The organism is Caballeronia sp. 11_S32, assembly GCF_056930355.1.
Genome location: NZ_JBXOWH010000001.1, coordinates 448925 through 474013, shown reverse-complemented (window position 1 = coordinate 474013; position 25089 = coordinate 448925). Strand labels below are relative to the sequence as shown.

Below are 25089 nucleotides of genomic sequence, written 5' to 3'. Positions count from 1 at the left end.
ACCATGACTCGCAAACTCCACATCCTCAATGGCTCCAACCTGAACATGCTCGGCGTGAGGGAGCCGCACATCTACGGCAATACGACGCTGAAGGACATCGAACAGAACTGTCTCGCGCTGGCCGAGGATCTCAAGTTCGATTGCGTGTTCCGTCAGACCAACAGCGAAAGCCAATTGATCGACTGGATCCAGGAAGCGTTTCTGCAGGACGCCGCGCTGATCATCAACCCAGCGGGCTTTTCGTTCGGACGGATTCCGGTGCTCGACGCAGTCAAGCTGATCCGCCGGCCGGTGGTGGAAGTGCACATTACGAACATTCACCGGCGCTCCGAAGAGTACCGTCACTCGACGATCTCGGTGGCGGCCACCGCGGTGATCTGCGGGGCTGGCGCGAACGGCTATTTGCTTGCGATCCGCGCGGCTGACGATCTCTGGGGCCATCAAAGTTAGGCCTGCCCTGGCCAGCATGTGCGCGTCGACCATCGGGCGTGTTCGGGGTGGACGCGCCGTTCGAACGAGAACCGCATGGCTCAGATGACCGGCAGAAAGCGGCTCTTCCCCTTCAATGCCGCATCGGGCGGTCGCCGCGCCGATTCAGGAAGGACGGCACACTGAGCCAACTGTCGCGGAAATACTTCAAACGCGACATGATTGCGATATACGCACTTCATCAGGCATCGCAACATGGCTCAGGACGTGATCGTGCTCGGAGCGGGCATCGTAGGGGTAAGCGTCGCGCTGCATCTGCGGCAGCGCGGATGGCAGGTAACGCTCGTCGACCGCCGCGCGCCCGGCGAGGCGACGAGCTTCGGCAATGCGGGGCTGATCGAGGCCTCATCGGTCGTGCCTTATGCGTTTCCGCGCGACTGGGGCACCGTGCTGAAGTTCGCGATGAACCGCTCGACCGCGCTGCGCTACGACCTGCGCTCGCTGCCCGCATATGCGCCGTGGCTCGCGCGGTTCTGGCGGGAGTCGGCGCCCGGGCGGCTCGCGGCCGCCGCGCGCGACATGCTGCCGCTCATTCGGAAAAGCGTGGCCGAGCATGAGGCCCTGATCACGCGGGCGGGTCTCGCCGATCTCGTGCGGCCCACGGGCTGGCTCGAAGCCTATCGCTCGCGCGCGCAGTTCGAGCGGGAAGCGGGCGCCGCCGAGCGGATCGCGAACGAGCACGGACTCGGCATGAAGGTGCTCGATGCGCGCGCGCTGCATCGGCTGGAGGCGTCGCTCGATGGTGGCTATGCGGGCGCGATCCACTGGACGGACCCGCGCAGCGTGATTGATCCGGGCGCGCTGACGAAAGGCTATGCGGCGCTTCTCGAGCGCGAGGGTGGACGCTTCCTGACCGGCGACGCCGCGACGCTCGAACCATCGGGAAGCGGCTGGCGCGTAATGACGGCGAGCGGGCCGGTCGAGGCGCAGGCGGCGGTGGTGGCGCTCGGCGTATGGTCCGGCGATGTGGCGCGCAGGTTCGGCTATCGCGTTCCGCTCATGCCCAAGCGCGGGTATCACATGCATTACGAAAGCGACGGACGCGCGGCGCTGTCGAGGCCCGTGGTCGACATCGAGAATGGCTATGTGGTGGCGCCGATGCGGCGCGGCTTGCGTCTGACTACCGGCGTCGAGCTCGCTTGCCCAGGCCGGCCGCCGAGCCCGGTGCAGCTCGAACAAGCGGAGCGGCTCGCGCGGCCGGTGTTCGGCCTCGGCGCGCGGATCGACGAGTCGCCGTGGCTCGGCCTGCGGCCCTGCACGCCGGACATGCGGCCCGTGATCGGACCGGCGGACCGCCACCCCGGTCTCTGGTTCGCGTTCGGGCATGCGCATCATGGGCTCACGCTCGGACCGGTGACCGGCAGGCTCGTCGGCGAGTTGATGAGCGGGGAAGCGTGCTTCACCGATCCGGTGCCTTACAGGGTGGGAAGGTTCTAGCGAGTCTGTCTGCCCACTTGGGCCGTATCGACATACGGGCAGGCCGACATTGAGAACGGACGCGTCCCTCGACACGGGCTCGATGCGTGTGCCGTGCCGCTCACAGACTTGCAGACCATTGGCCCGATGCTCGTCCCATGCGGCTTTGACATGCTTGCACGGCCCGAGTGTCGGAACGTTGCTGCTGGCATCGAGCGGCAGCACACGATGCGCCGGAATTCTCTGCGCGCGGGTGCTGGTGTTGCGGACCTCGCGAGCTTTTTACCATTGGGCTATTCGTCTTCACTGTCTTCCGTACAAAACAAGGAGAAGCAACAGGAAAAGCTTGAGGAAGCCATATCCCGTGACTCCGATAAGAACGGCGCCGATGAGCGTGAAGCCAAGGCCAATGAAGCGTTCCGCCATGGAGACTTTCATACCCCGCCCTCCACCTTGAACGCCAGTACCAAGCTTAGTACCAAAGCAGACGTTGAGTAAGCGATACACACCGATCGCGCTAACCAACCGTCGAGTGTCTCTTGCTGCGTTCCCCTCGACCTGCCGTCTCTCGATGCGGCCGGCAAAGGACGATGTCCCTCGCTCCCACGCGAGACGGCACACGCAACCGTTGATCCTCTGCTCCCCACTTGTTGTCGTTACGTGGAAACCCTTGGTTGACGAGGCTACGTCATCGACGCAAACTTGAAGCGCTTCAAATATGATTTTCTACAAGCCATGGCGCTGCGGATTGCCCAATCCCGCCGCTGTCTCGCTAGTCGACGAGGCACAAACCGACAATCCTTGAGAATCAGATCAGTCGCTCGCCTCAAATTTGAAGCGCTTCAATTTCGAACAATACAAGGAGACACCGCATGTCCTCGCGCCTTCCCCGCACGGTCCTTCGCTCACTCGCCGCCGCGTGCATCGCTGCATCGAGCCTCACCGCGGCGCATGCCGCGGACATCAAGATCGGCGCCCTCTTTCCTTTTAGCGGCGGACTCGCGTTGCTCGGCGACGAAAGTTATCGCGGCGTGCAGCTCGCCGTCGATGAACGCAACGCCGCGGGCGGCATCAACGGCGAAAAAGTGGTGCTCGTCAAGGCCGATGCCGTCGATGCCAACCAGGCCGTCGGCGAAGCACGGCGTCTGACTTCGGTGGAGAACGTGTCGGCGGTGTTCGGGAGTTACTCGTCGGCGGTGTCGTCGGCGGCGACGCAAGTGACCGAGCTCGCGGGCGTGCCGTTCTTCGAGCTCGGCGCGACCGCGGACACCATCACGAGCCGCGGCTTCAAGTATCTGTATCGCAGCAACTCGACCACGAAGACCTTCGCGGACGGCACGCTGGAAGCGCTCACCAAGGTCGTCGCGCCGCAGTTGAAGGTGGATCCGAAGACGCTGAAGATCGCCATCATCGCGGAAGACGGGCCGTACGGCACGCTCGTCTCCGGCTTCCAGAAGGAAGGCGCGAAGAAGCTCGGTCTGAATGTCGTGCAGGTGCTGCCGTATTCGGCGAAGAGCGTCGATCTGTCGTCGCTGATCCTGCGTCTCAAGGGCGCGGATGTCGATGTCGTGCTGCAAACCTCGTATCAGAACGACTCGATCCTGTTCTTCCGCCAGGCCGCGCAAGCAGGCTTCAAGCCGAAGGCGGTGATCGGCGCGGGCGGCGGCTACTCGCTCGCGGATACCGCCAAGGCCATCGGCGCGCAGATGAACGGCGTGTACGACATCGACTTCCCGCAGGTCGCGATGAACGAAAAAGGCGCGCCCGGCCTGGACACGTTCACCGCCGAATATCAGAAGCACTACGGCATGGCGCCGCGCTCGGGCCACAGTCTCGTGAACTACGTCGGCGCGAAGGCTTTCCTCGACGTCCTCGCCAACGCGAAATCCACCGACAAGGACAAGATTCGCGCGGCCGTGCTCGCCTACAAGAAAGCGGCCGGCACGACGGCGGCCGGCTGGGGTTTCCAGTTCGCCGACAACGGCCAGAACCAGCTCGCGACCACCAACGTGATGCAGTGGCAAGGCGGCAAGCTCGTGACCGTGTATCCGGAAGCGGTCGCGATCGCCAGGCCCGTCGCGGCGCAGTAAATCCGCCGCAGTCAATCCGCGTTTCTCTTTCACTCGAACCGCGTGGCGCCGGCGCGCTGCGCGGTCTCCAGGAAACGAGCATGTCCATTCTTTTGCAACTTCTCGTCAACGGCCTGTTGCTGGGCGGCGCGTACGCGATCATCAGCATCGGCCTGACGCTGATCTTCGGCGTCGTGCGGGTGGTCAACTTCGCGCACGGCGAATTGCTGATGGTCGGCATGTACGCCGTGTGGCTGCTCGCCGCGAAGTTCGGCTGGCATCCGTATGTATCGGCGGTGCCCGTCGCGCTGCTGCTGTTCGCGCTCGGCGTGCTGATCCAGCGCTTCATCATCGAGCCGCTGCTCTCCGCCGATGCGCACATTCAGATCTTCGCGACCGTCGGCGTATCCACCGCGCTCGTCAATCTCGCGCTGATGATCTTCGGCGCGGACGTGCATCCCGTCGACGTGAGCTTCGGCACCGAGCATCTGCAATTCGGCGACATCAACATCGTGAGCGGACAGCTGATCACCTTCGCGGCGGCGCTGGCGGTCGCGGGCGGCCTGCATCTGTTCCTGCAGCGCACCTACACGGGACGCGCGTTTCGCGCGGTGGCGCAGCATCGCTACGCAGCCTCGCTGATGGGCGTGAACGTGAAGACCACGTATGTGCTCGCGTTCGGCATTGGCGCGGCGCTGGTCGGGCTCGCGTCGGGCCTGCTCGTCGCGCAGTATCCGGTGTTCCCGACCGTCGGCCAGTACTTCGTGCTGACCGCCTTCGTCATCGTCGTGCTGGGCGGTCTCGGCAGCCTGCCGGGCGCGCTCGTCGGATCGATCGTGATCGGGCTCATCGACAGTCTCGCGGGCTACTACATCTCGCCCGACATGAAGGAAGTCGTCTACTTCGCGATCTTCCTCGTCATTCTCGTGGTGCGCCCGACCGGCCTCTTCGGCCTCGGCCGCGGCTCCGAATAACGTTCAGCGAGGCATCCGATGTTTCCCAATCTCCTGCATCCGCGCGGCTATATGGGCGCGCTGGCGCTCCTCGCGCTGCTCGCGGTGCCGTTCGCGCTGCAATCGCCGTTCGCCTTTCACCTTGCCGTGCTCGTGTGCATCTTCGGCGCGCTCGCGACGGCGTGGAACATCGTCGGCGGGTTCGCCGGGCAGCTTTCGCTCGGACACGCCGTGTTCTACGGCATCGGCTCGTACGCGGCGACGCTGCTCGTCATCAACTTCGGCATCACGCCGTGGCTCGGCATGTTCGCGGGCGCCGTGATTTCGGCGGCGGCGGCGATCGTCATCGCCTATCCGACATTGCGCCTGCGCGGGCCGTTCTTCGCGCTCGCCACCATCGCGTTCCTTGAAGTGTGCCGGCTGCTCACCGTGCACGAGGAAAGCTGGACGGGCGGCTCGGCAGGCCTGAACGTGCCGCTCAATATCGGCCTCCAATGGATGGTGCTTCGCGAAAAGTGGGCGTATCTGCTGATCGCGTTCGGCTTTCTGCTGGTGACGCTGTGGGCCGCATGGCTCATCCGCCGCTCGCGCTTCGGCTTCTATCTGATCGCCGTGCGCGAGCGTGAGGATGCGGCCCGCGCGGTCGGCGTCAACGCGGTGAAGGTAAAGATTGGCGCGGCGGTGATCTCGGCCGTGCTGACGAGCATGATCGGCTCCTTCCACGCGATGTATCTCACCTTCATCGATCCGTCCGCCGCGTTCTCGCTGGAACTGTCGGTGCAGATCGCGATGTTCGCGCTCATCGGCGGACTCGGCAGCGTGGCCGGACCGCTCGCGGGCACCGTGCTCGTGCTGCCGATCGCCGAACTCGCGCGCGGCTGGCTCAGCTCGTTCGGCAGCGGCACGCACGGCTTCGTCTACGGCGTCGTGCTGGTGCTCGTCGTGCTGTTCATTCCGCGCGGGCTCGTCGGGCATCTGGGCGCTCACGTGCTGCGCTTCATCGACCGCCTGCCCGGCGCGCGCACGCCGTCGCCAGAACCGGCGAAGTCGATCGCGCCCGCCGATGCCTTGCCGCTCGGCACGCCCTTGCTGGTGGCGGAGCATCTGAAGAAGCGCTTCGGCGGGCTCGTGGCCACCGACGACGTTTCCCTCACGCTGCACGCCGGCGAGATTCTCGGCGTGATCGGCCCGAACGGCGCGGGCAAGACCACCGTCTTCAATCAGCTTTCGGGCTTCATCCGCCCGAACGAAGGCATCGTCAAGATCCGCCTCGCCGATGGCACCTGGGCCGAGCCGCGCACGCCCGACGCCTTCGCGAAGGACGGCATCGGCCGCACGTTCCAGATCGCCCAGCCGTTCGCGGGCCTCTCGGTGCTGGAGAACATCATGCTCGGCGCGTTCATGCATACACGGGTGCGCGTGGAAGCGGAATCGATCGCGCGCGAAGTCGCGGAAATCACAGACCTCACTTCGTTGCTCGATACCGAAGCGCGCAGCCTGACCGTCGGCGGCATGAAGCGTCTCGAAGTGGCGCGCGCGCTCGCCACGCGTCCGCGCGCGCTGCTGCTCGACGAAGTGATGGCCGGTCTCAATCCCGCCGACATCGCGCGCGCGATCAACATGGTGCGGCGCATCCGCGACTCGGGCATCGCCGTGCTGATGATCGAGCACATGATGCAGGCGACGATGGCGCTGTCGGACCGCATCATCGTCATCAATGCCGGGCGCATGCTGAAGGAAGGCAGGCCGTCCGATGTCGTCAACGATCCTGAGGTGATTCAGGCCTATCTCGGCAAGGGGTATCTCGATGCTCAAGCTGCATAACGTCTCGGCCGGCTACGGCAAGAGCGAAGTTCTGCGCGGCGTCTCGCTCGATGTGCAGGAAGGCGAGATCGTCACGCTCGTCGGCGCGAACGGCGCGGGCAAGACCACGACGCTGAAGACGCTCTGCGGCATCGTCGCGGCGCGCGGCGGCAGCATCACGTTTCAGGGACAGGAGCTCGTCGGCAAGTCGTCGCACGACATCGTGGCGATGGGCGTCACGATGATTCCGGAAGGCCGTCAGCTCTTCCCTTTCCTGAGCGTCGAAGAGAACCTGCTGATGGGTGCGTTTCGTCACGCCGCGCGCGGCGCGCGGCGCGAACGCATGGACGAGGTGCTCGAACTCTTTCCGCGCGTGCGCGAGCGTCTCACGCAACTCGCCGGATCGCTGTCGGGCGGCGAGCAGCAAATGGTCGCCATCGCGCGCGGCATGATGTCCGCGCCGAAGCTATTGATCTTCGACGAACCGTCGCTCGGCCTTTCGCCTCTGCTCGTCGAGCAGATGTTCGAAGTGGTCGGCACGGTCGCGGCGCGCGGCGTGACGGTGCTGCTCGTCGAACAGAACGTGTTTCATACACTCAAGCTCGCGAATCGCGGATACGTGCTGGAAAACGGCGCCATCGCGCTTTCCGGAACCGGCGCAGAATTGCTCGATAGTCCCCACGTGCGGCGCGCCTATCTCGGTCATTGATTCGCCGGTCCGACGCATCGCATTCAGAAACCACGGAGAAAAACTCATGCAAACCGAAGTGAAGCCCGACGAACAGGTCACCGCGTACCAGTTGCCGCAAGTGCCGTACATGTCGAAGGATCTCGTGCACGGCGGCGTCATGACCGACTGGCTCGAAGACGACAAGCTGTGGGTGCCCGCGACCGAAACCGTGTCGTTCAAGCCGCTCATTCTCAACGCGAGCCAGGGCTATTACGTGAATCTGCTGCGCGTGCGCGGCAGCGGGGTCGTGTCGCGGCATCGTCATAGCGGCGCCGTTCATGCGATGGTGCTCAAGGGCCGCTGGTACTACCTCGAACACGACTGGGTCGCGGAACAAGGCGGCTATGCATTCGAGCCCGCGGGCGAAACGCACACGCTCTTCGTGCCCGAGGACGTGCCCGAGATGATCACCTGGTTCCACGTGACGGGCGGCTACACGTATGTCGATCCGCAAGGCGTCGCGCAAGGTTACGAGGACGTCTTCACGAAGATCGAGGCGGCGCGCAGGCACTACGCGTCGATCGGTCTGCCCGCCGACTACATCGAATCGATCATCCGTTGAACGTCATGACATCCACTCTTCCTGCATCGATGCAATACATCGATCACGGCGCGGGCGGCGCGCCCGATTGCATGCGGCTCGCGCAAGGGCCCTTGCCCTCGCCCGGCCCGAACGACGTGCTGATCGAAGTCGTCTACGCGGGCGTGAACCGCCCGGACGTGCTGCAGCGCTCGGGTTCCTATCCGCCGCCGCCGGGCGCGTCGCCGCTCCTGGGGCTCGAGGTATCGGGGCGCGTCGTCGCGACGGGCGCGGCCGTCACGCAATGGCGCGCGGGCGATGAAGTCTGCGCCCTCGTGCCGGGCGGCGGATACGCGCAATACTGCATCACGGATGCATCGCATTGTCTGCCGGTGCCCAAAGGCCTCACGCTGTTGCAGGCCGCGGCCTTGCCCGAAACGTACTTCACCGTCTGGACCAACGTGTTCGAGCGCGGCCGCCTGCAGGCGGGGGAAACGTTCCTCGTGCACGGCGGATCGAGCGGCATCGGACTGACCGCGATCCAGCTCGCGCACGCGTTCGGCGCGCGCGTCATCACGACCGTCGGCAACGCGGAAAAAGCGCAGGCGTGCCGCGAAGCGGGCGCGGATCACGCGATCAACTATCGCGATGAAGATTTCGTCGATGCCGTCGCGAAGCTCACCGATGGTCAAGGCGTGAACATCATCCTCGACATGGTCGGCGGCGGCTACATTCCGCGCAACATCCGCGCGCTCGCGCTCGAAGGCCGGCTCGTGCAGATCGCCTTTCTCGAAGGCAGCCGCATCGAACTGGATGCCATGCCGATCATGCTGCGCCGTCTCACCTTCACGGGCTCGACCTTGCGCGCGCGCAGCATCGAACAGAAAGCGGCCATCGCGAAGGCGCTGCACGCGCACGTCTGGCCGCTGCTCGAAGCGGGCCGCGCGCTGCCGGTGATTCATCGCGTGCTGCCTTTCGCGGACGCTACGGCCGCGCACGCGCTGATGGAATCGAGCCAACATATCGGCAAGATCATGCTGAAAGTGGGAGACCAATAACATGCGGCACGACAAGCGCGTGGTTCTGGTCACGGGCGGCAGCGGCGGCATCGGCGAGGCGCTCGTCGAGCGCTATGCGCGCGATGGCGCGGCGGTCGGCATCGTCGACGTCAATGCGGAAACGGGCGCGGCGTTAGCACAGCGTCTTGCCGATGCGGGCCTGCGCGTGCATTTCGCGCACGCCGATGTCGGCGATTTCGCCGCGTGCGAGACGGCTTGCCGCGCGATCGAAGCGGCGCTCGGTCCCGTCGATACGCTCGTCAACAACGCGGGCATCTCGCCGAAGCACGCGGGCAAGCCCATGCCGATCTGGCAGATGGCGCCCGACGAATGGCGCCGCGTGATGGACGTGAATGTGAACAGCGTCTTCAACTTCTGCCGCATCCTTGCGCCGGGCATGGTGGAGCGGCGCTTCGGGCGCATCGTTTCGATGTCGTCGGTGGCGGGCAAGGCGTATCTCGACATCGTCGCCGCGCATTACAGCACGACGAAGGCCGCGCTGATCGGCATGACGCGGCATCTCGCGGGCGAACTCGGGCCGCATGGCATCACGGTGAACGCAATCGCGCCCGGGCGCATCGATACGCCGCTCGTGCGCGGCGTCGCGCGCGAAGCCAACGAAAAAGTCGCGCGGCAAACGCCGTTGCGACGCCTCGGCGCGCCTGACGAAGTGGCATCGACGTGTCTCTTCCTTACGTCCGACGAAGCCGCGTTCGTCACCGGACAAGTGATCGACGTGGCCGGCGGATGGCTGATGACATGACGAATGCGCTCTGGCGGACCATCGGCTTTCCGGGGCGATACACGCAAGGTCCGGGCGCGCTGGCCGCGCTCGGATCGACGCTTTCGGAACTCGGCGCGCGCCGTGCGTTCGTGCTCGTCGATGGCGCGGTCGCCGCGCGCGTGTCGGCGAACGTCACGCAATCGCTGGAAGACGCGCGCATCGCCCCGCGCATCGCCGCGTTTCCGGGCGAATGCACGGCGGCGGTCATCGCGAGACTGACCGGCGAGGCGCGCGAAGCACACACCGATGCCGTCGTGGCCATCGGCGGCGGCAAGACCATCGACACGGCGAAGGGCGTTGCGCGGGCGCTGAACGTGCCGATCGTCATCGCGCCGTCCGCCGCGTCGAGCGATGCGCCGACGAGCCGCCTCATCATCCTGTATGACGAAGCGCACCGCGTCGCTGGCATCGAGATGCTGCCGCGCAATCCCGATGCCGTGATCGTCGATACCGCGCTGATCGCCGCCGCGCCCGCGCGTCTCTTCGCGGCCGGCATAGGCGATGCCCTGAGCAAGAAGTATGAAGCCGCGCAATGTCAGCGCGCCGCCGGTCTGAATTCGTACGGCACGCCGCCGCTGCCGGGCGCGTTGCTGCTCACGCGCGCGACGCTTGCGACCTTGCTCGACGACGGCGCGCGCGCCTACGCCGATGTCGAGCGCGGCGAACTCACCGATGCCGTCGAGCGCGTGGTCGAAGCGACCGTGCTTTTGAGCGGCGTCGGCTTCGAAAGCGGCGGGCTGTCGCTCGCGCACGCGTTGATTCGCGGTCTCACGTCCATCCCCGCGATAGCCTCGATGATGCACGGCGAACTGGTTGCGTTCGGCACGCTTGTACAATTGTTCGTCGAGGATTCATCGCCCGAGGACATTGAACCGTTGGCCACGCTTATGACCGCAGTCGGATTGCCACTCACGCTCGCACAACTGGGGCAGCACGCCCCGCTCACATCGATGGAGCTCTCGCTCATCGCCGAGGCGACGCTCGCCACGCGTTACAGCCGGCACATGACGCCGCCATTGACGGCGCAAAGGCTGATCGAAGGCATTGCGCGCGCCGATGCCTACGGACGCACGCGCAGCGCGCCATGAAGCCGACCCGCGCCACGCTCGCCGATGTCGCGCGCCTCGCGGGCGTATCGCTCGGCAGCGCGTCGCGGGCCTTGTCCGTGCCGGACCAGGTCAAGCCGCAGACGCTTGCGAACGTGCAGCGCGCCGTCGAACAACTCGGCTACGTGCGAAATGGCGCGGCGCAGGCGCTCGCCTCACGCAAGACGCGCACGGTCGCCGCCATCTATCCGACGCTCAATAACCCCATTTACGCCGATTCCATTCAGGCGCTTCAGCAAACGCTGTGGGGCTATGGATATCAGCTGCTGATCGCGAGCCACGAATACAAGCCAGCGCGCGAATTCGAAGTGCTGCGCGCGATTCTCGAGCGCGGCGTGGACGGGCTCGTGCTCGTCGGCACCGACCATCCGCCCGAAGTCTTCGAGCTTACGCGCCAATACGACTTGCCCTATGTTCTGACCTGGTCGGTCGACGAAACGCAGTATCCGCATTGTGTCGGCTTCTCGAACTTCGAGGCCGCATACCAATTGGCACGGCGCATTGTCGGGTTCGGACATCGGCGCGTGGCCATGTGCGGCGGGTCCACATTCGGAAATGAACGCGTGCGCGCGCGGCAGGCAGGCACGCGTGCCGCGCTCAGGGAAGCGGGCCTCGATCTGAGACCCGAATGGATCGTGGAAGCGCCGTTTACGTTCGAAGGCGGAAGGCAGGCGCTGCGCGAACTCTGGGACGGCGAGGTGCGCCCCAGCGTCGTGATATGCGGCACGGATCTGCAGGCCATCGGGCTGCTGGACGAATGCCGCGCAAAAGGCATTCGCGTGCCTGAAGACCTTTCAGTGACCGGCTTCGACGACATCGAACAGGCCCGGCTTACCCAGCCGCCGCTGACGACGGTGCGCGTGCCATCGCTCGAGATCGGCGCACGCGCGGCGCGGCATCTGATGGCGCTGATCGACGGCAAGGACGGCGACAATGAGCTCGTGCTCGAAGCGCCCGTTGTGGAACGTGGCACGCTTTCAAACCACGTGGAAAGCGTGCCTGAGTTCTGATCGAATCAAGCCCGCCGTCACGTTTTTAATTGAACGCCGGTGTTGAAGCCGACGTTGCGCGACAGGCCTTGGCGCCTTGAAACGCCGCATGCTTCCCGCGGCCTATACAAATGCCTTTTCACAGGCATGCGATCAACTCATGACTTTCATGAAATATTATCGATTGTGGTCGTAGACGGGCCCTGAATATATTTCCGGTTACCGATTCGTGCACGCGCGCCATCTCTTCCAAGCGAACCCATGCAGACTCACGACTACGCCGCCGCGAGCGGCAATCCGGACGGCGGCGCAATGAACTCGATCGCGATCGAGTCCGCGCTTATCGCGGAACTCGGGGCGGATCTCGTCGCGCGGTCGGCCGATATCGATCCGCGGTACTTCACCGCGTACAACGAGGCCCCCGGTGCGCGTCCGCTCGCGCTCGTGCGGCCGCGCAGCGTCGGCGACGTATCGCGCACCCTCGCGTTGTGCACGCGGCTTCGACAGCCGATCGTGCCTCAGGGCGGGCTGACCGGGCTCGCGCGCGGCGGCGTCGCGCTCGGCGGCGAAGTCGTGCTGTCGATGGAACGGTTCGCGGGCATCGAGTCGCTCGATGCGGCGGCAGCGACGATCACGGTGCGCGCCGGTACGCCGTTGCAAACCGTGCAGGAGGCGGCGGACGCGGCCGGATTCACTTTCGGCGTGGATCTCGGCGCGCGCGGCTCGTGCCAGATCGGCGGAACGATCGCGACGAACGCGGGCGGCACACGCGCAATCCGCTACGGGGTGATGCGCGAACAGGTGCTCGGCCTCGAAGCGGTGCTTGCGGACGGCACGGTCTTGTCGTCGATGAATCGCATGCTGAAGAACAACGCAGGCTATGACCTGAAGCAACTCTTCATCGGCAGCGAGGGCACGCTCGGGATCATCACGCGCGCGGTGCTGCGGCTTCGCCCGAAACTGGGCGCACCGGCCACCGCGATGTGCCTGGTTGCCGACTACGACGCGGTGCTGCGTCTGTGGGACCGGATGCGCGCTGTGGAGGAGGTCGTCAGCTTCGAGGCGATGTGGCCGTCGTTCTACCAATACGTCTCCCGTCACACGCCTGGCGTCGTGGCGCCATTCGCGGGCGAGGATGGATTCGCCGTGCTGATCGAATGCGCGACCAGCACGCCGGGCGGCGATGCGGCGCAGGCGCTCGAAGCATGCCTCGCCGACTGTCTTGAAGCCGGGCTTATCGACGATGCCGCGCTCGCCACGTCAGAGCGGCAGGCCCGCGACATGTGGACGCTGCGCGAGGGCCTTGCGATCGACGAGTTGCCGCATCTCGTGAACTTCGACGTGAGCCTTCCGACGGGCGAGCTTGGCGCGTTCGCCGAACGTTGCGAGGCGGCGCTGCGCGCGCGCTGGCCGGGCATCGTGTGCCTCTTCTTCGGGCATATCGGTGACGGCAACGTGCACATTGGCGTGTCCCTCACCGAACTCGACGAAGCACTCGCGGACGAACTCGACCGCACGGTCTATGCGGTCGTTCAGGAAATGGGCGGATCGATTTCGGCAGAGCACGGGATTGGCGTGCTGAAGCGGCCGTACCTTGCCTGCACACGCAGCGACGCTGAAATTGGTCTGATGCACCTGCTCAAAACGGCCCTTGATCCACGGCAGATTCTGAATCCTGGCAAGGTGCTTTGATCCTGAATCTTCGATCCGCCCGACGCCCGACTGCCGTCTCACGCTGCTAGAGCGCGGCTGCTCACGCGCTCGAACGCTTTTCCGTCAACGTCGAAAACATGGCAATGCTCGGGCTCGACGACCAGCGTGAGTTGCGCTCCGTGGACATGGCGGTCGAGCGGGGGAATCCGCGCTATCACTCCGTCTGGCGCCAGGGCAGTCTCGGCATAAAGATATGCCGCGTCCCCCAATGACTCCACCGTCAGAACCTTGACACCGATACCCTTGCCCATTCCGCTCACGTGCACATGTTCCGGTCGCACTCCAACAGTGACCTCCTCTCCCGGCCGTGCGTTCGGCGCCCTCACAGCGGCAATCTGCGTTTCCCCCGAAGCGAACTTGACTACAAGGCTCTCCGTCCCCACGCTCTCGATCGTGCCATCGAGGAAGTTCATCTTTGGAGAGCCGATGAATCCGGCGACGAACCGGTTCGCGGGCCGGTGATAAAGCTCGGTCGGCGTTCCCACCTGCTCGATGTTACCGGCTGAAAGCACCACGATCTTATCGGCAAGCGTCATCGCTTCGACCTGATCGTGAGTCACATAGATCATCGTCGTCTTGAGTTCATCATGCAGACGGGCGAACTCGAGACGCATCTTGACTCGCAATGCCGCGTCGAGATTCGAGAGCGGCTCGTCAAAGAGAAAGACCTTGGGTTTGCGCGTGATGGCGCGCCCGATTGCGACACGCTGCCGCTGACCGCCGGACAATTGCTTCGGCTTTCGGTCGAGCAGATGGTCGATATGAAGCACCTTTGCCGCGTTTCGGACCGCCGCGTCGATCTCGGGCTTCTTCGCTCCGGCAAGCTTTAGTCCGAACGCCATGTTGTCGTAAAGCGTCATGTGCGGATACAGCGCGTAGGACTGAAACACCATCGCAATGCCTCGCTTGGCGGGCGGCAACTCGTTGACCCGCGCCCCGTCGATGCTCAAATCGCCACCGCTGATTTCCTCGAGCCCGGCGATCATCCTCATGAGCGTCGACTTGCCGCAGCCACTCGGACCGACAAACACGACAAACTCTCCGTCCGCAATGTCGAGGTCGATGTCGCGCATCACCTCGTGTTCTTCGTAGCGCTTGCTCACGCCACGCAATGTTAGTCCTGCCATGGTGCGTCTCCTTTCATTCGCCGGCATGCCGGCTGATCAAGTTCAGTGCCCGCGAAGCTCAGGCATCGTTCCTTCGCTACTTCACCGCGCCGAAGGTAAGCCCGCGCACGAGCTGCTTCTGGGACAGCCAGCCGACAATCAGGATCGGCGCGACGGCGAGCAACGATGCTGCGGACAACTTCGCCCAGAAAAGCCCTTCCGGACTCGAATACGAGGCAATGAACACGGTGAGCGGCGCTGCCGCAGAGCTCGACAAGTTGATGCTCCAGAACGCTTCGTTCCAGGACAGAATCACCAGCAGCAGCGCGGTGGATGCCAGTCCGGGAAGAGACATCGGCATGAGCAGATATACGATCTCCTGCCATGTGGACGCGCCGTCGATTCGCCCCGCTTCGAGAATGTCTCGCGGCACTTCAGCGAAATACGTGAACGCCATCCACACTGCTATCGGAAGATTGATGAGCGTGTAGACGATCACGAGGCCGGTCACCGTGTCGAGAAGGCCGGTGTTTTTCCACAGCAGGTAAATCGGCACGAGCACGCCGACGGACGGCATCATCTTCGTGGATAACATCCAGAGCAGCACTTTCTGAGTACGTTTGGTCGGGAAGAAAGCCATCGCATACGCGCACGGAACTGCAAGCACAAGACACAGGATCGTGACACCGACAGAAATCAGCACCGAGTTCCATGCAAAGGCAAAGTAGTTGCTGCGCGCAAATACCTCGCGAAAGCTATCGAGCGTCGGTACGAAGAACAGCGATGAAGCGTATGCCTGCTGCTCTGTCTTGAACGCAGTGAGCGTCATCCAGAAAATCGGGAAGAACAGCAGCAGCGCCATAAGCCACGCGATCGCTCCCAACGCGCTTCTCCGGGCAAAGGCAAACGGAGAATAGAGCGACGTTCGCTTCGAGGTATCGGCATTAGTGAGAACATGGCTCATTTTTCGTACTCTCCCTTCAGGTTCCTCGCAAGCATCCGGACGAGGAAGAACGACACGATATTTGCGAGCACCACCGCGAGAATGCCCCCGGCCGATGCGAGACCGACATCGAACTGCTGCAGACCCAATGCATAGATGAGATACGACAGATTGGTCGTGGCTGTGCCGGGGCCGCCGCCGGTCGTCGTGTAAATTTCAGCGAAAATGGAGAGCAGGAAGATCGTCTCCATCATCACGACGACTGCAACGGCTCGCTTCAGATGCGGCAACGTGATGAAGAAGAACATCGCGAATGGACCGGCACCGTCGATCTTCGCTGCCTCCTTCTGCTCCTGATCCAGCGACTGAATGGCGGTAAACAGAATGAGGAACGCAAACGGGAGCCACTGCCAGGACACGATCATGATGACGGCCGTCAGCGGATAGTCGGCGAACCAGTCGATCGGCGTGAGACCGACCGCACGCATCGCGCTCGCCACGAGTCCGTACACTGGATGCAGAATCATGTTCTTCCAGATCAGCGCGCTCACTGTGGGCATCACGAAGAACGGAGCAATGGCAAGCAGCCGCGCGACGCCCTGCCCATAGAACTTCCTGTCGAACAGAACCGCCATGAGGATGCCGCCGACTACGGTTATCACCAGCACGGAGACGATCAGTTGAAGCGTGTGTCCGATAGACGGCCCGAAGGAAGGATCCGATGCGAGGAATACATAGTTATCGAAGCCGGCGAATCCTTTGACGTCAGGATTGAGCAGGTTATAGCGCGAGAACGAGAACCAGATCGTCATCGCGAGCGGAATGGCCATCCACAAGACAAGGATCCCGACGGACGGGCTGACGAGCCAGCGTGACGACGACGCGCCTTTCTGGTCGAGTCCGCTAGCGGGTGCCGCTGGCGGATGAGCGGAAGAGACAGCTTGCTGCATGATGAGTCACCTCGGGTGCGAGCGAGGCGCAGACCAAACTCGGCGCCTCGCTTTTCTGGACGTACCGGTTACTTCTGATAGCCGGCCTGCCGAACCGCCCGGTCGGCGGCCGCATTTCCTGCTTTCAGGGCGGACGCGACATCGGTCTGGCCCGCGACGACACCGGCAATAGCCTGGCCCACGACTGTCCCGAACGACTGGAACTCGGGAACGCCGACGAACTGCACGCCCGAATACGGAACCTTCTTCAGGGTCGAATCGTTCGGGTTGGCGGTTTCAATGGCCTTCAGAACGAACTCGCCGAACGGCGCGGCTTGCTTGTACTCGGGCCGCGCGTAGGTCGACTTGCGGGTTCCCGGCGGAACGGAAGCCCAACCTTCGTCTTTTGCCACCAGTTCGATGTACTGTTTGGATGTCGCCCATTCCGCAAACTTCTTCGCCGCATCTTGCGACTTCGACGTCTTCGGAATCGCGAACGACCACGACCACAGCCAGTGCGATCCCTTTGGCGTAACACCGGTCGGCGCAGCAGCGAACCCGATCTTGTCCGCGACTTGAGACTGCGCCTTGTTGTAGAGCATGCCGGCGGCAACCGTCGCGTCGATCCACATCGCGCACTTTCCGGATGACATCAACGTCAGGTTCTCGTTAAAGCCGTTCGAGCTTGCGCCCGGAGGACCGTCCTTCTTCAGCAGGTCCGAATAGAAAGTGATGGCCTTGTTCCATTCCGGCGTGTCGAGTTGTGCCTTCCAGTTTTCATCGAACCAGCGCCCACCGTAGGTGTTGACCACCGTTGAGACATAGGCCATGTTCTCGCCCCAACCCGCTTTTCCGCGCAGACAGATGCCGTAGATGCCTTTCGATTTGTCGGTGAGCTTGTCGGCGAACTCCTTGACCTGATCGTATGTCGGCTGATCGGGCATTTTCAGACCCTTTTCCGCGAACAGGTCCTTGCGATAGAAGGTCATCGAGCTTTCCACATAGAACGGCAACGCCCAGAGTTGGCCGTTCGACGACAGGCCATCGCGAGCGGTTTTCACGACGTCTTCGAGGTCGTAGTCCGCGGGAAGATTCGTCATCGGCGCGAGCCAGCCGCGCTTGCCCCACTGCGGTGCCTCGTACGTGCCAATCGCCACCACATCGAACTGACCGCTGTTCGTCGTGATGTCGGTCGTCGCGCGCTGGCGCAATACGTTCTCTTCGAGAATCACCCAGTTGAGCTTGATGTCCGGATTCGCCTTCTCGAAGTTCGACGACAGCTTCTTGAGCTCGAGCATGTCAGGGTTGTTGAGCGTCGCGATCGTGACGTTTGCAGCACTCGCGAATTGAGTCGCGCACAGGGTGACTGCGGCGATGAGGGCTTTGCGAACAGGCGCGCAAGCCGATGATGCTTCGTTCATTTCTGTCTCCGGATGGTTATTACCTTCAGTTCTGAAGTGCTGCGGCTGCTTGTCATGACGATTGCAATCAGCTCATCCAGTTGCCACCGTCGACATTGAGGGTCTGCGCCGTGATGTAATCGGCGTCAGCAGATGCCAGGAACACTGCGGCGCCTGTCAGTTCGTCCGGCCGCCCCATGCGGCCGAGCGGCACGGCTTCGCCAACGAGCCGCTTCTTCTCACCGAGCGGGCGGTTTTCGTAGCGGGCGAACAGCGCGTCGACTTCCTTCCACATCGGCGTGTCGATGACGCCCGGTGCAATGCCGTTGACATTGATGCGGTGCACAGCCAGCGCGAGCGCCGCCGACTGCGTGTAACTGATGACAGCTGCCTTGCTTGCGCAGTAATGCGACACCAGCGCTTCGCCACGACGGCCAGCTTGCGAAGCCATGTTGATGATTTTTCCGCCGCCTCCCTGCTTGACCATTTGACGGGCAACCTCTTGCATCAGGAAGAACATCCCTTTGACGTTGACGGCAAAGACACGATCGAAGATTTCCCACGACTCGTCCAGCAACGGACGCATGTCGAAGACGGCTGCATTGTTGAACAGGATGTCGACGCGGCCGAATCGCTCGACGGTCGAACTCACAATCGCTTCGACGCCGGCGCGCCGGGTCACATCCGCTTGCAAAAGGAGCAGTCGAGACGAGTCCTCCTTCGCGTACGTCGCTTCGAGGTCCGACTTCGTTTTGACATCGGCGACCACTACCTTTGCCCCTTCGCTCAGATATCGACGGACCACTGCCTCGCCAATTCCGGTGCCACCGCCAGTGACGATGGCAATCTTGTCTTTCAACAACATGATTCTTCTCCTGTTGGGAAGTGTCCCGCGAACTTTCAAATAGGTGTGCTACGTATATAAGGTTGAATACCATCCGTAAAAATCGACCTACCCGTCAATACAACGTCATCATCGGCACGCGGCGGCGTATGCGCCGATAACATCGCGGACCTTGCCTTGAATCAGGCTCATCGGCGTTCCGTCGAGTTCGCCGCGTCGCAGTTGCCAATACTGCTCGGGAAGATATCGGCTCAGCAGGTTCTCCGGGATCTTCTGATTCGAGAGGTTGCTCACCAGCCTCTGCGCGGCTGTGTCGACCTCGGGATCCGACCAGTAATATCGGACGCGGTCGCTGTAGCTATAGGTTCGCAATAGCCGCTGTTGCTGTTCGTCGCCGCGATAATACTTTTGCCAGTTACCCGGCTTTTCGAGCATGACTTTTTCGACGACCGCGCGGAGATTCGACCTGATGTCCGATGCAAGAAGCTCATCTTCGATTTCGGCCAGCGCGTAGAGCGCCTCGCGCAACGCGAACGTCACCCCGGGTCCAACCTTCAAGATGGCGAAGCCGTCTCGGACCAGCGCGGCGAGCGCTTCGGGCTTTTGATAATCGGTGGAATGAGCTTCGAATACCATCCCGGGCAAGCGACGGAGCACGCCGGACAATTCCGTCGCCAACTCGGGTTTGTAGTCCACGACTTTCGTGTGATCGAACTCGACACCCGGCTGAACGACGAGTGCAATCACGCGCTCCCACGCAGCATCGAGCCCATGCTTGCGCCACGCATCGCGGTGCACTGCAACGGTGTCGAGCGCCGCGGTCTCGTGGGTAACCTCCACTGTTTCCAGTTCCTCGGCAGCGCCACCCGGCACGGGCACTTCCGTGCCGATGATATAGACAGGCCGCTGACGCTTGCCCTGATCGTCGGCGGCAGCCTCGGCCACTGCACAGAGTCGCGCCGCGCGCTCGGCCACGGTGTCGTCGGGCAAACGCTCGTCATCGCCCTGACAGGCCATGCTCGTATCGAGGTGAATCTTCGTGAAGCCCGCGGACACGTAGGCGGCGATAAGCGCCTCCGCGCGCTTCATCGCTTCTTCAGCCGGAAGCTGGCGCCATGCGTTCGGCCCGAGATGATCGCCGCCCAGAACGATACGTTCGCGCGGCAAGCCCACGCGGTCGGCAATGAGATGCACGAAGCGGACAAAATCCGCCGGTTTCATGCCGGTGTAGCCGCCGAATTGATCGACCTGGTTCGACGTCGATTCGATGAGCAGCGGCGTGTCATCGGCGAGCGCCTGGCTCATTGCGGCGGCTAGAACCCACGGATGGGCCGAGCAAATCGAGTACATGCCTTTGAGCTTCCGAGCTGCTCGCGGGTTTCCCGTGAGGCGAGAGACAACGTTGGTCATGCCATTACTCCGATTTGCTTGCAATGAACGCGTCGAGTTCTTCAAGGGTGGCCGTGCCCTCCATCGGGCCACGGTGACTCACCGCCAGCGCACCGGCTGCGCTCGCGTAGCGCAGTGCTTTTTCCAGCGCCATGCCTTGCGAACGGCACGCAATATAGGTCCCGCCGAAGCAGTCTCCGGCGCCGGTGGGGTCGACTTCTTCGACAGGAAGCGCCGGCAAGTGGAGCGTGGTCTCGCCGTCGTAGTAGCTACAGCCTTCCTTTCCGCGCTTCACAACGACTTCCCTGACGCCACGCTTCAGCAGTTCCTCGATCGCCCCGGCTTCCGTGCCTGCGCCGATCAGCAGCATGACTTCGTGCCCGCTCGGGAGAAAGACATCGGTGTAGTCGAGAATGAAGTCGAGCGCTTCGCGCATCTCCGGGATGCGAAGCATCTCCTTTCGAATGTTCGGGTCGAAACTGACGGTGCCGCCGTTGCCTTTGACCGTCTCGATGACCTTCTTCATCGCTTCGATAATGCGGAAGGAGAAGAGCGACGAGCCCATCACATGGAAATGACGGCATCGCTTGAGCAGATCGTCCCGGACGTTGCCGACCGATAGATGGCCCGAAGCGCTATTGGCGATGTTGTAGATGAAGTCGCGGTCGCCGTCGTCGCGGTAGGTGACGAAAGCGCTTCCGGTCGTCGCCGACTTGATGACTGCGATACCTGAGACGTCTACGCCGTCCGCTCGCAGGCGCTCGACGTTGAGCGCGCCGAAATCGTCGTCGCCGACGCAGCCGATCATCGCGCAAGGGCTGCCCGCTTTTGCGACCTGATCGATGAAGATGGCCGGGGCTCCGCTCGCATACGGCCCGACGAGCGTGCCCGGTCGGCGGAACGACTGTCCGCGCTCCGTGGCCATGATTTCGACGAGGATTTCACCCATCGCCAGGATGTAGCCGGATTTTCCGGATTTATGCAGTTCGGTGATAGCCATGATGTGCAATTCGATTGGTTGTACTTACGGACTGACTCATCAGGGACGATCCAGACGTTCGCCCCTGTCGCGTTCAACGATTTCTCGAGATCGCCTTAGCTCACTTCCTTGCGAAACTCGAGAATTCCGCTTTCCCGCCTATGAAGCATCAATTTCCTCTGAGGCATCAGTTCCATCGTCGGCGGGTCGATGCCGTCATCCAGGAGGAGCGCGTCTATGTCGTCGAGATTCGCGAAGGCTTCCCCATCGCGCTCATCGAGCTGCGGCTGGCAGGCCACCACGATCGTACGTTTCGCAGCCTTTCGCGCGACCTCGAACAGACGCGCCACCTCCGGGTCCGCGCGCAGCAACTGGCCGTCACGGTCTAGCGCGTTGGCCTCCAGGATGCAGAGGTCGATGGACCGTCTACTCACCAGAGCCTCCGCATCAGGGCCAGTCAGGATCATCTCGCCGGTCTCCAGTTGCCCTCCCGTCAGCGAAAGCTCGCAGTGAAGAAAGCGCTGCGCGGTGCGAGCCATCTCAATGTCGTGAACCATCAATGCGAGGTTCGACCGGTCCGCAAGAAACGGAAGAATCTTGTGAACGATTGCGCCGGTGCCAAGCATCAACGATTGGTGATCATCTACCGCTTCTGCCGCGAACCGCGCAATCGCCAGTTCCAATGCCTTTCGAGTGGCCTCGTCCGCCACCGGCACAAGGATGTTCTCTCCAGCCTTCTGCGCGAGATAGCGCGCCTTTCCAAACGAGCGGACGAGGTAACGCTGTTGCTCGAGATAGGTCAGGTCGGTACGGACGGTGACGCTCGAAACATCGAAAACCTGGCTCAATTCTTCGACGGAAACCTCGCCGCGCTTTCGAACGAGTTCGACGATCTGCAACCTGCGCTTCAGCGAACTTTTGCTTGGGAGCATGTCTCTGCCTTTTCCTATCTTTCGTTTCGAAGGAGTTTAGTTTCGACTCGAAAGACTGTCAAAGGAAATGACGGGTTCGCGCGCTAGGGGTTTTCCCGTCGGCGGCAGCAGGATTTTTGTCGGAGGAAATCAGCGGCTTGAAGGAAAAACGCTCGACGACGCCAGCGGCTACGGGCGCTGTGGCGCTGAGGTTTTCGGTGAGTAGGGGTTTTGGCCGCGACGGGCCGGAGAGAGTGATCGCGTCGGATCAGCAGTGATACGTCGTGGCAGGCGGCCGTGTTGCCCGGCAGTGTCCTGCCACGAGTTTGGGGATTTCTTCGACCGGCTTTTTCTCTCTTATCGCGCGGTCACGTCCTTCGCCTGGACCTCGATCGTCGCCGGGATTGCGGTTGCGTTGTCAGCCGACTTCGACGCATCGCCGCCCATGCCTTCCTTGAACGCCTTGACGGCACCACCCAGGTCGGAACCGGCGCTACGCAGTTTCTTGGTACCGAAGATAAGCGCAACGATACCCAAAACGATGAGCCAATGACTAATGCTCAGACTACCCATATCAAAACACTCCTAAAACGAGAGAACGTCGAATCCAGAAAGGATGCGCAACAATTACTCAATAACCGCATGCCAACCGTGCGAACGGATGACTCCACGCATCTGCCGTGCATTCTGTCATAAAAATCAATAGCTTATGTGGCCCTGTTTCACACAGGGCCAGCAATAAGCCGAACGACGGCGAAATTATTACCTGATCACGCCACCGTCGAAGATTGCAAATGCAATCATTTTGGCTTCAGCAGCACCTTGATCGAGTCGAGCGAATTCGCGATCTTGATGGCTTCGTCCCATTCTTCGAGCGTGAAGCCATGCGTGACGATGCCCTTCGACGTAACGAGGCCGCGCGCGAGCAGATCGATCGCAATCGGATAGCAATACGGTCCGAGATGCGCGCCGCGAACGTCGAGTTCCTTGCGGTCGCCGATGATCGACCAGTCGACGGTCGTATCGGCGCCGAACACCGAAAACTCGACGAAACGCCCGAGCTTGCGGATCAGTTCGAGCCCTTGCGACACACCCGCCGGCACGCCTGTCGTTTCGATATACACGTCGCAGCCATAGCGGTCCGTGATCGAGCGAATCGTTTCCAGTGCGTCGTCGGTCTTCGGATTGATCGTGATATCGGCGCCGTATTCGCGCGCCAACGCAAGGCGCTCTTCGACGAGATCGATCACGACGAGCTTCTTCGGCGTCTTCAGATGCGCGACCTGCGCCATCATCAGCCCGAGCGGTCCCGCGCCCGCGATCACGACGACATCGCTCAACTGGATATCCCCGCGATTCACCGTATGAATGGCGCAAGCCAAAGGCTCGATGATCGCCGCATCTTCGAGTGAAATGCCATCAGGAATCTTATGGACGATCGCCGTCGGCGGAAAGCGCATGTATTCGGCCATGCCGCCATCGGCGACTTCGCGCTGAAAGCCGAAAATGTTATGGACTTCGCACATCCAGTACTCGCCCGACTTGCAATAGCGGCACTTCGCGCACGGCACGATTTGCTCGGCGATCACGCGATCGCCTTTCTTCACGCCGAAATGTTCTTCCGCGCCCTCGCCCAGTTCTTCGACATAACCGAAGAATTCATGGCCCGGAATCACCGGCGCCTTCACCCACGGATTCGGTCCGCCCCAGAACATCTTCGCGCCCGACCAGCATTTGCAGTCGCTCGCGCAGATGCCGCACGCGGCGATGCGAATCACGAGTTCATTTCTTCCGGGGCGCGGACGCTGCACGCGCTCCACGCGATAGTCTTTCGGCGCGCGGCATACGATCGCCGTCATTTCGGAATCGGCCATGACGTGTCTCCCTCTGGTTATATGAACCGCTTACTCTTCCAGTACGATCTGCACCTTCACGTCGGTCGGCACGCCGCTCGCCGCTTCCTCGAATGCCTTGATGCCTTCCGCGAACGGGAACGTGCGCGAGATGAACGGCTTCACATCGAGCTTGCCCGATGCGATCAACTGAATGGCGCGCGGAAAGATATTCGCGTAACGGAACACCGATTCGATGCGCGCTTCCTTGATCTGCACCGCGACCACATCGAGCGGAATCGCGCGCTGCGGCATGCCGACGAGCACGATACAGCCGCCCGGGCACAGCAGATCGACAATGCCTTCGAACGCCTTCTCGTTGCCGCTCGCTTCGAGGACGATATTCGCGCCCCAGCCATCCGTCAGTTCGTTGATGACATCGAGCGGGCGCCTGTCGCGGATATTCACCGTGGTCACGCCCTGCACGCTGCCGATCAATTCCAGCTTCTCCTGCACGAGATCGCAGACGATCGCGCGGCTGCATCCGCCCGCGAGCGCGGCCAGCGCGCACATCATGCCAATAGTGCCCGCGCCAAGAACGACCGCTACATCGCCTGGCTTGATGGCGGCCTTCTTCGCGGCCTGCAGACCAATCGAGAGCGGCTCGACGATCGCGCCTTCCGCGAAGCTCACGTTGTCCGGCAGCTTGTACGTGAACGCGGCCGGATGCACGACATACGGCGCGAGACAGCCATGCACCGGCGGCGTTGCCCAGAAGCGCACTTTCGGATCGAGGTTGTATAAGCCTTCACGCGATGCGCGCGATTCCATGTCCGGCACGCCCGGCTCCATGCACACGCGATCGCCCGCCTTGAGATGCTTCACTTCCTCGCCCACTTCGACGACCGTGCCCGAAGCCTCGTGCCCCAGCACCATCGGTTCGTTCACGACGAACGGCCCGATGCGCCCGTGCTGATAATAGTGAATGTCGCTGCCGCAAATGCCGACCGTATGAATCTTGATGCGCACATCGCGCGGGCCCACGACCTGCGGCAGGCTGAACGGGCGCAGGCTGATGCGTTTCGCTTCTTCGAGAACCAGTGCTTCCATCGTCGTTCCTTTGATA

Annotated in this window: 24 protein-coding genes; 13 read left to right on the top strand and 11 right to left on the bottom strand. The window is 62.6% G+C overall.

Features of this window, described 5'->3' with window-relative positions; genetic code table 11:
- Nucleotides 1-3 precede the first annotated feature (3 nt).
- The 13 genes from AC1Z32_RS02200 (at nt 4) to AC1Z32_RS02140 (ending at nt 13609) form a co-directional block, all read left to right on the top strand.
- Entirely contained in the window at nt 4-450 is a 447-nt protein-coding gene (locus AC1Z32_RS02200; protein ID WP_483477071.1) for a type II 3-dehydroquinate dehydratase, read from the top strand.
- A gap of 234 nt (nt 451-684) precedes the next feature.
- A complete protein-coding gene (locus AC1Z32_RS02195) occupies nt 685-1926 on the top strand; it encodes an NAD(P)/FAD-dependent oxidoreductase (RefSeq protein WP_483477070.1) in 1242 nt (413 codons plus the stop codon).
- A 93-nt stretch (nt 1927-2019) separates the two neighbouring features.
- Entirely contained in the window at nt 2020-2403 is a 384-nt protein-coding gene (locus AC1Z32_RS02190) for a hypothetical protein (protein WP_483477069.1), read from the top strand.
- 374 nt (nt 2404-2777) lie between these two features.
- Nucleotides 2778-3995, top strand: coding sequence for an ABC transporter substrate-binding protein (locus tag AC1Z32_RS02185; RefSeq protein WP_483477068.1), 1218 nt, complete (start codon nt 2778-2780; stop codon nt 3993-3995).
- A gap of 80 nt (nt 3996-4075) precedes the next feature.
- Nucleotides 4076-4948, top strand: a complete 873-nt coding sequence (locus tag AC1Z32_RS02180; protein ID WP_483477067.1) for a branched-chain amino acid ABC transporter permease — start codon at nt 4076-4078, stop codon at nt 4946-4948.
- Between the two features lie 18 nt (nt 4949-4966).
- Nucleotides 4967-6751, top strand: coding sequence for a branched-chain amino acid ABC transporter ATP-binding protein/permease (locus tag AC1Z32_RS02175; protein ID WP_483477066.1), 1785 nt, complete (start codon nt 4967-4969; stop codon nt 6749-6751).
- Nucleotides 6735-7439, top strand: coding sequence for an ABC transporter ATP-binding protein (locus tag AC1Z32_RS02170; RefSeq protein ID WP_483477065.1), 705 nt, complete (start codon nt 6735-6737; stop codon nt 7437-7439). The genes AC1Z32_RS02175 and AC1Z32_RS02170 overlap by 17 nt, the downstream gene beginning before the upstream one ends.
- A 46-nt stretch (nt 7440-7485) precedes the next feature.
- Entirely contained in the window at nt 7486-8022 is a 537-nt protein-coding gene (locus tag AC1Z32_RS02165) for a 2,4'-dihydroxyacetophenone dioxygenase family protein (RefSeq protein ID WP_483477064.1), read from the top strand.
- A gap of 29 nt (nt 8023-8051) precedes the next feature.
- Nucleotides 8052-9038, top strand: coding sequence for an NAD(P)H-quinone oxidoreductase (locus AC1Z32_RS02160; protein WP_483478184.1), 987 nt, complete (start codon nt 8052-8054; stop codon nt 9036-9038).
- Nucleotide 9039: 1 nt separating this feature from the next.
- Complete coding sequence (locus tag AC1Z32_RS02155) at nt 9040-9801, top strand: SDR family oxidoreductase (protein WP_483477063.1); 762 nt, start codon at nt 9040-9042, stop codon at nt 9799-9801.
- Nucleotides 9798-10910: a glycerol dehydrogenase gene (locus tag AC1Z32_RS02150; RefSeq protein ID WP_483477062.1), complete on the top strand. Its 1113-nt coding sequence runs from the start codon at nt 9798-9800 to the stop codon at nt 10908-10910. The genes AC1Z32_RS02155 and AC1Z32_RS02150 overlap by 4 nt, the downstream gene beginning before the upstream one ends.
- Nucleotides 10907-11938, top strand: coding sequence for a LacI family DNA-binding transcriptional regulator (locus tag AC1Z32_RS02145; protein WP_483477061.1), 1032 nt, complete (start codon nt 10907-10909; stop codon nt 11936-11938). The genes AC1Z32_RS02150 and AC1Z32_RS02145 overlap by 4 nt, the downstream gene beginning before the upstream one ends.
- Before the next feature lie 240 nt (nt 11939-12178).
- Nucleotides 12179-13609, top strand: coding sequence for an FAD-binding oxidoreductase (locus AC1Z32_RS02140; protein ID WP_483477060.1), 1431 nt, complete (start codon nt 12179-12181; stop codon nt 13607-13609).
- A gap of 38 nt (nt 13610-13647) precedes the next feature.
- Here AC1Z32_RS02140 and AC1Z32_RS02135 read toward each other — a convergent pair whose 3' ends face one another.
- From AC1Z32_RS02135 to AC1Z32_RS02085, 11 genes are all read right to left on the bottom strand, one after another.
- Entirely contained in the window at nt 13648-14757 is a 1110-nt protein-coding gene (locus tag AC1Z32_RS02135; RefSeq protein ID WP_483477059.1) for an ABC transporter ATP-binding protein, read from the bottom strand.
- A gap of 76 nt (nt 14758-14833) precedes the next feature.
- Nucleotides 14834-15700: a carbohydrate ABC transporter permease gene (locus tag AC1Z32_RS02130; protein WP_483477058.1), complete on the bottom strand. Its 867-nt coding sequence runs from the start codon at nt 15698-15700 to the stop codon at nt 14834-14836.
- Entirely contained in the window at nt 15697-16629 is a 933-nt protein-coding gene (locus AC1Z32_RS02125) for a carbohydrate ABC transporter permease (RefSeq protein WP_483477057.1), read from the bottom strand. The genes AC1Z32_RS02130 and AC1Z32_RS02125 overlap by 4 nt, the downstream gene beginning before the upstream one ends.
- Nucleotides 16630-16697: 68 nt before the next feature.
- Nucleotides 16698-18029 (bottom strand): ABC transporter substrate-binding protein, encoded by a 1332-nt coding sequence (locus tag AC1Z32_RS02120; protein WP_483477056.1) that lies wholly within the window; start codon nt 18027-18029, stop codon nt 16698-16700.
- A 67-nt stretch (nt 18030-18096) separates the two neighbouring features.
- Nucleotides 18097-18873 carry an L-iditol 2-dehydrogenase gene (locus AC1Z32_RS02115; RefSeq protein WP_483477055.1) on the bottom strand — a complete coding sequence of 259 codons (777 nt, stop codon included), beginning with the start codon at nt 18871-18873 and terminating at the stop codon, nt 18097-18099.
- Nucleotides 18874-18981: 108 nt separating this feature from the next.
- Nucleotides 18982-20262: a D-tagatose-bisphosphate aldolase, class II, non-catalytic subunit gene (locus AC1Z32_RS02110; protein ID WP_483478183.1), complete on the bottom strand. Its 1281-nt coding sequence runs from the start codon at nt 20260-20262 to the stop codon at nt 18982-18984.
- A 4-nt stretch (nt 20263-20266) separates the two neighbouring features.
- The gene (locus tag AC1Z32_RS02105; protein WP_483477054.1) at nt 20267-21241 is read right to left on the bottom strand and encodes a tagatose kinase; all 975 of its coding nucleotides are present in this window, start codon (nt 21239-21241) and stop codon (nt 20267-20269) included.
- A 95-nt stretch (nt 21242-21336) separates the two neighbouring features.
- Nucleotides 21337-22152, bottom strand: a complete 816-nt coding sequence (locus AC1Z32_RS02100; RefSeq protein ID WP_483477053.1) for a DeoR/GlpR family DNA-binding transcription regulator — start codon at nt 22150-22152, stop codon at nt 21337-21339.
- Between the two features lie 336 nt (nt 22153-22488).
- Nucleotides 22489-22704 carry a Sec-independent protein translocase subunit TatA gene (gene tatA, locus AC1Z32_RS02095; RefSeq protein ID WP_483477052.1) on the bottom strand — a complete coding sequence of 72 codons (216 nt, stop codon included), beginning with the start codon at nt 22702-22704 and terminating at the stop codon, nt 22489-22491.
- A 227-nt stretch (nt 22705-22931) separates the two neighbouring features.
- The gene (locus tag AC1Z32_RS02090; protein ID WP_483477051.1) at nt 22932-24005 is read right to left on the bottom strand and encodes an alcohol dehydrogenase catalytic domain-containing protein; all 1074 of its coding nucleotides are present in this window, start codon (nt 24003-24005) and stop codon (nt 22932-22934) included.
- A 30-nt stretch (nt 24006-24035) separates the two neighbouring features.
- The gene (locus tag AC1Z32_RS02085) at nt 24036-25073 is read right to left on the bottom strand and encodes an NAD(P)-dependent alcohol dehydrogenase (RefSeq protein ID WP_483477050.1); all 1038 of its coding nucleotides are present in this window, start codon (nt 25071-25073) and stop codon (nt 24036-24038) included.
- Nucleotides 25074-25089: the final 16 nt, after the last annotated feature.

Coding starts and splice junctions, on each gene's coding strand:
- AC1Z32_RS02200 (WP_483477071.1), top strand. CDS start 4: ATGACTCGCAAACTCCACATCCTCAATGGCTCCAACCTGAACATGCTC.
- AC1Z32_RS02195 (WP_483477070.1), top strand. CDS start 685: ATGGCTCAGGACGTGATCGTGCTCGGAGCGGGCATCGTAGGGGTAAGC.
- AC1Z32_RS02185 (WP_483477068.1), top strand. CDS start 2,778: ATGTCCTCGCGCCTTCCCCGCACGGTCCTTCGCTCACTCGCCGCCGCG.
- AC1Z32_RS02180 (WP_483477067.1), top strand. CDS start 4,076: ATGTCCATTCTTTTGCAACTTCTCGTCAACGGCCTGTTGCTGGGCGGC.
- AC1Z32_RS02175 (WP_483477066.1), top strand. CDS start 4,967: ATGTTTCCCAATCTCCTGCATCCGCGCGGCTATATGGGCGCGCTGGCG.
- AC1Z32_RS02170 (WP_483477065.1), top strand. CDS start 6,735: ATGCTCAAGCTGCATAACGTCTCGGCCGGCTACGGCAAGAGCGAAGTT.
- AC1Z32_RS02165 (WP_483477064.1), top strand. CDS start 7,486: ATGCAAACCGAAGTGAAGCCCGACGAACAGGTCACCGCGTACCAGTTG.
- AC1Z32_RS02160 (WP_483478184.1), top strand. CDS start 8,052: ATGCAATACATCGATCACGGCGCGGGCGGCGCGCCCGATTGCATGCGG.
- AC1Z32_RS02155 (WP_483477063.1), top strand. CDS start 9,040: ATGCGGCACGACAAGCGCGTGGTTCTGGTCACGGGCGGCAGCGGCGGC.
- AC1Z32_RS02150 (WP_483477062.1), top strand. CDS start 9,798: ATGACGAATGCGCTCTGGCGGACCATCGGCTTTCCGGGGCGATACACG.
- AC1Z32_RS02145 (WP_483477061.1), top strand. CDS start 10,907: ATGAAGCCGACCCGCGCCACGCTCGCCGATGTCGCGCGCCTCGCGGGC.
- AC1Z32_RS02140 (WP_483477060.1), top strand. CDS start 12,179: ATGCAGACTCACGACTACGCCGCCGCGAGCGGCAATCCGGACGGCGGC.
- AC1Z32_RS02135 (WP_483477059.1), bottom strand. CDS start 14,757: ATGGCAGGACTAACATTGCGTGGCGTGAGCAAGCGCTACGAAGAACAC.
- AC1Z32_RS02130 (WP_483477058.1), bottom strand. CDS start 15,700: ATGAGCCATGTTCTCACTAATGCCGATACCTCGAAGCGAACGTCGCTC.
- AC1Z32_RS02125 (WP_483477057.1), bottom strand. CDS start 16,629: ATGCAGCAAGCTGTCTCTTCCGCTCATCCGCCAGCGGCACCCGCTAGC.
- AC1Z32_RS02120 (WP_483477056.1), bottom strand. CDS start 18,029: ATGAACGAAGCATCATCGGCTTGCGCGCCTGTTCGCAAAGCCCTCATC.
- AC1Z32_RS02115 (WP_483477055.1), bottom strand. CDS start 18,873: ATGTTGTTGAAAGACAAGATTGCCATCGTCACTGGCGGTGGCACCGGA.
- AC1Z32_RS02110 (WP_483478183.1), bottom strand. CDS start 20,262: ATGACCAACGTTGTCTCTCGCCTCACGGGAAACCCGCGAGCAGCTCGG.
- AC1Z32_RS02105 (WP_483477054.1), bottom strand. CDS start 21,241: ATGGCTATCACCGAACTGCATAAATCCGGAAAATCCGGCTACATCCTG.
- AC1Z32_RS02100 (WP_483477053.1), bottom strand. CDS start 22,152: ATGCTCCCAAGCAAAAGTTCGCTGAAGCGCAGGTTGCAGATCGTCGAA.
- tatA (WP_483477052.1), bottom strand. CDS start 22,704: ATGGGTAGTCTGAGCATTAGTCATTGGCTCATCGTTTTGGGTATCGTT.
- AC1Z32_RS02090 (WP_483477051.1), bottom strand. CDS start 24,005: ATGGCCGATTCCGAAATGACGGCGATCGTATGCCGCGCGCCGAAAGAC.
- AC1Z32_RS02085 (WP_483477050.1), bottom strand. CDS start 25,073: ATGGAAGCACTGGTTCTCGAAGAAGCGAAACGCATCAGCCTGCGCCCG.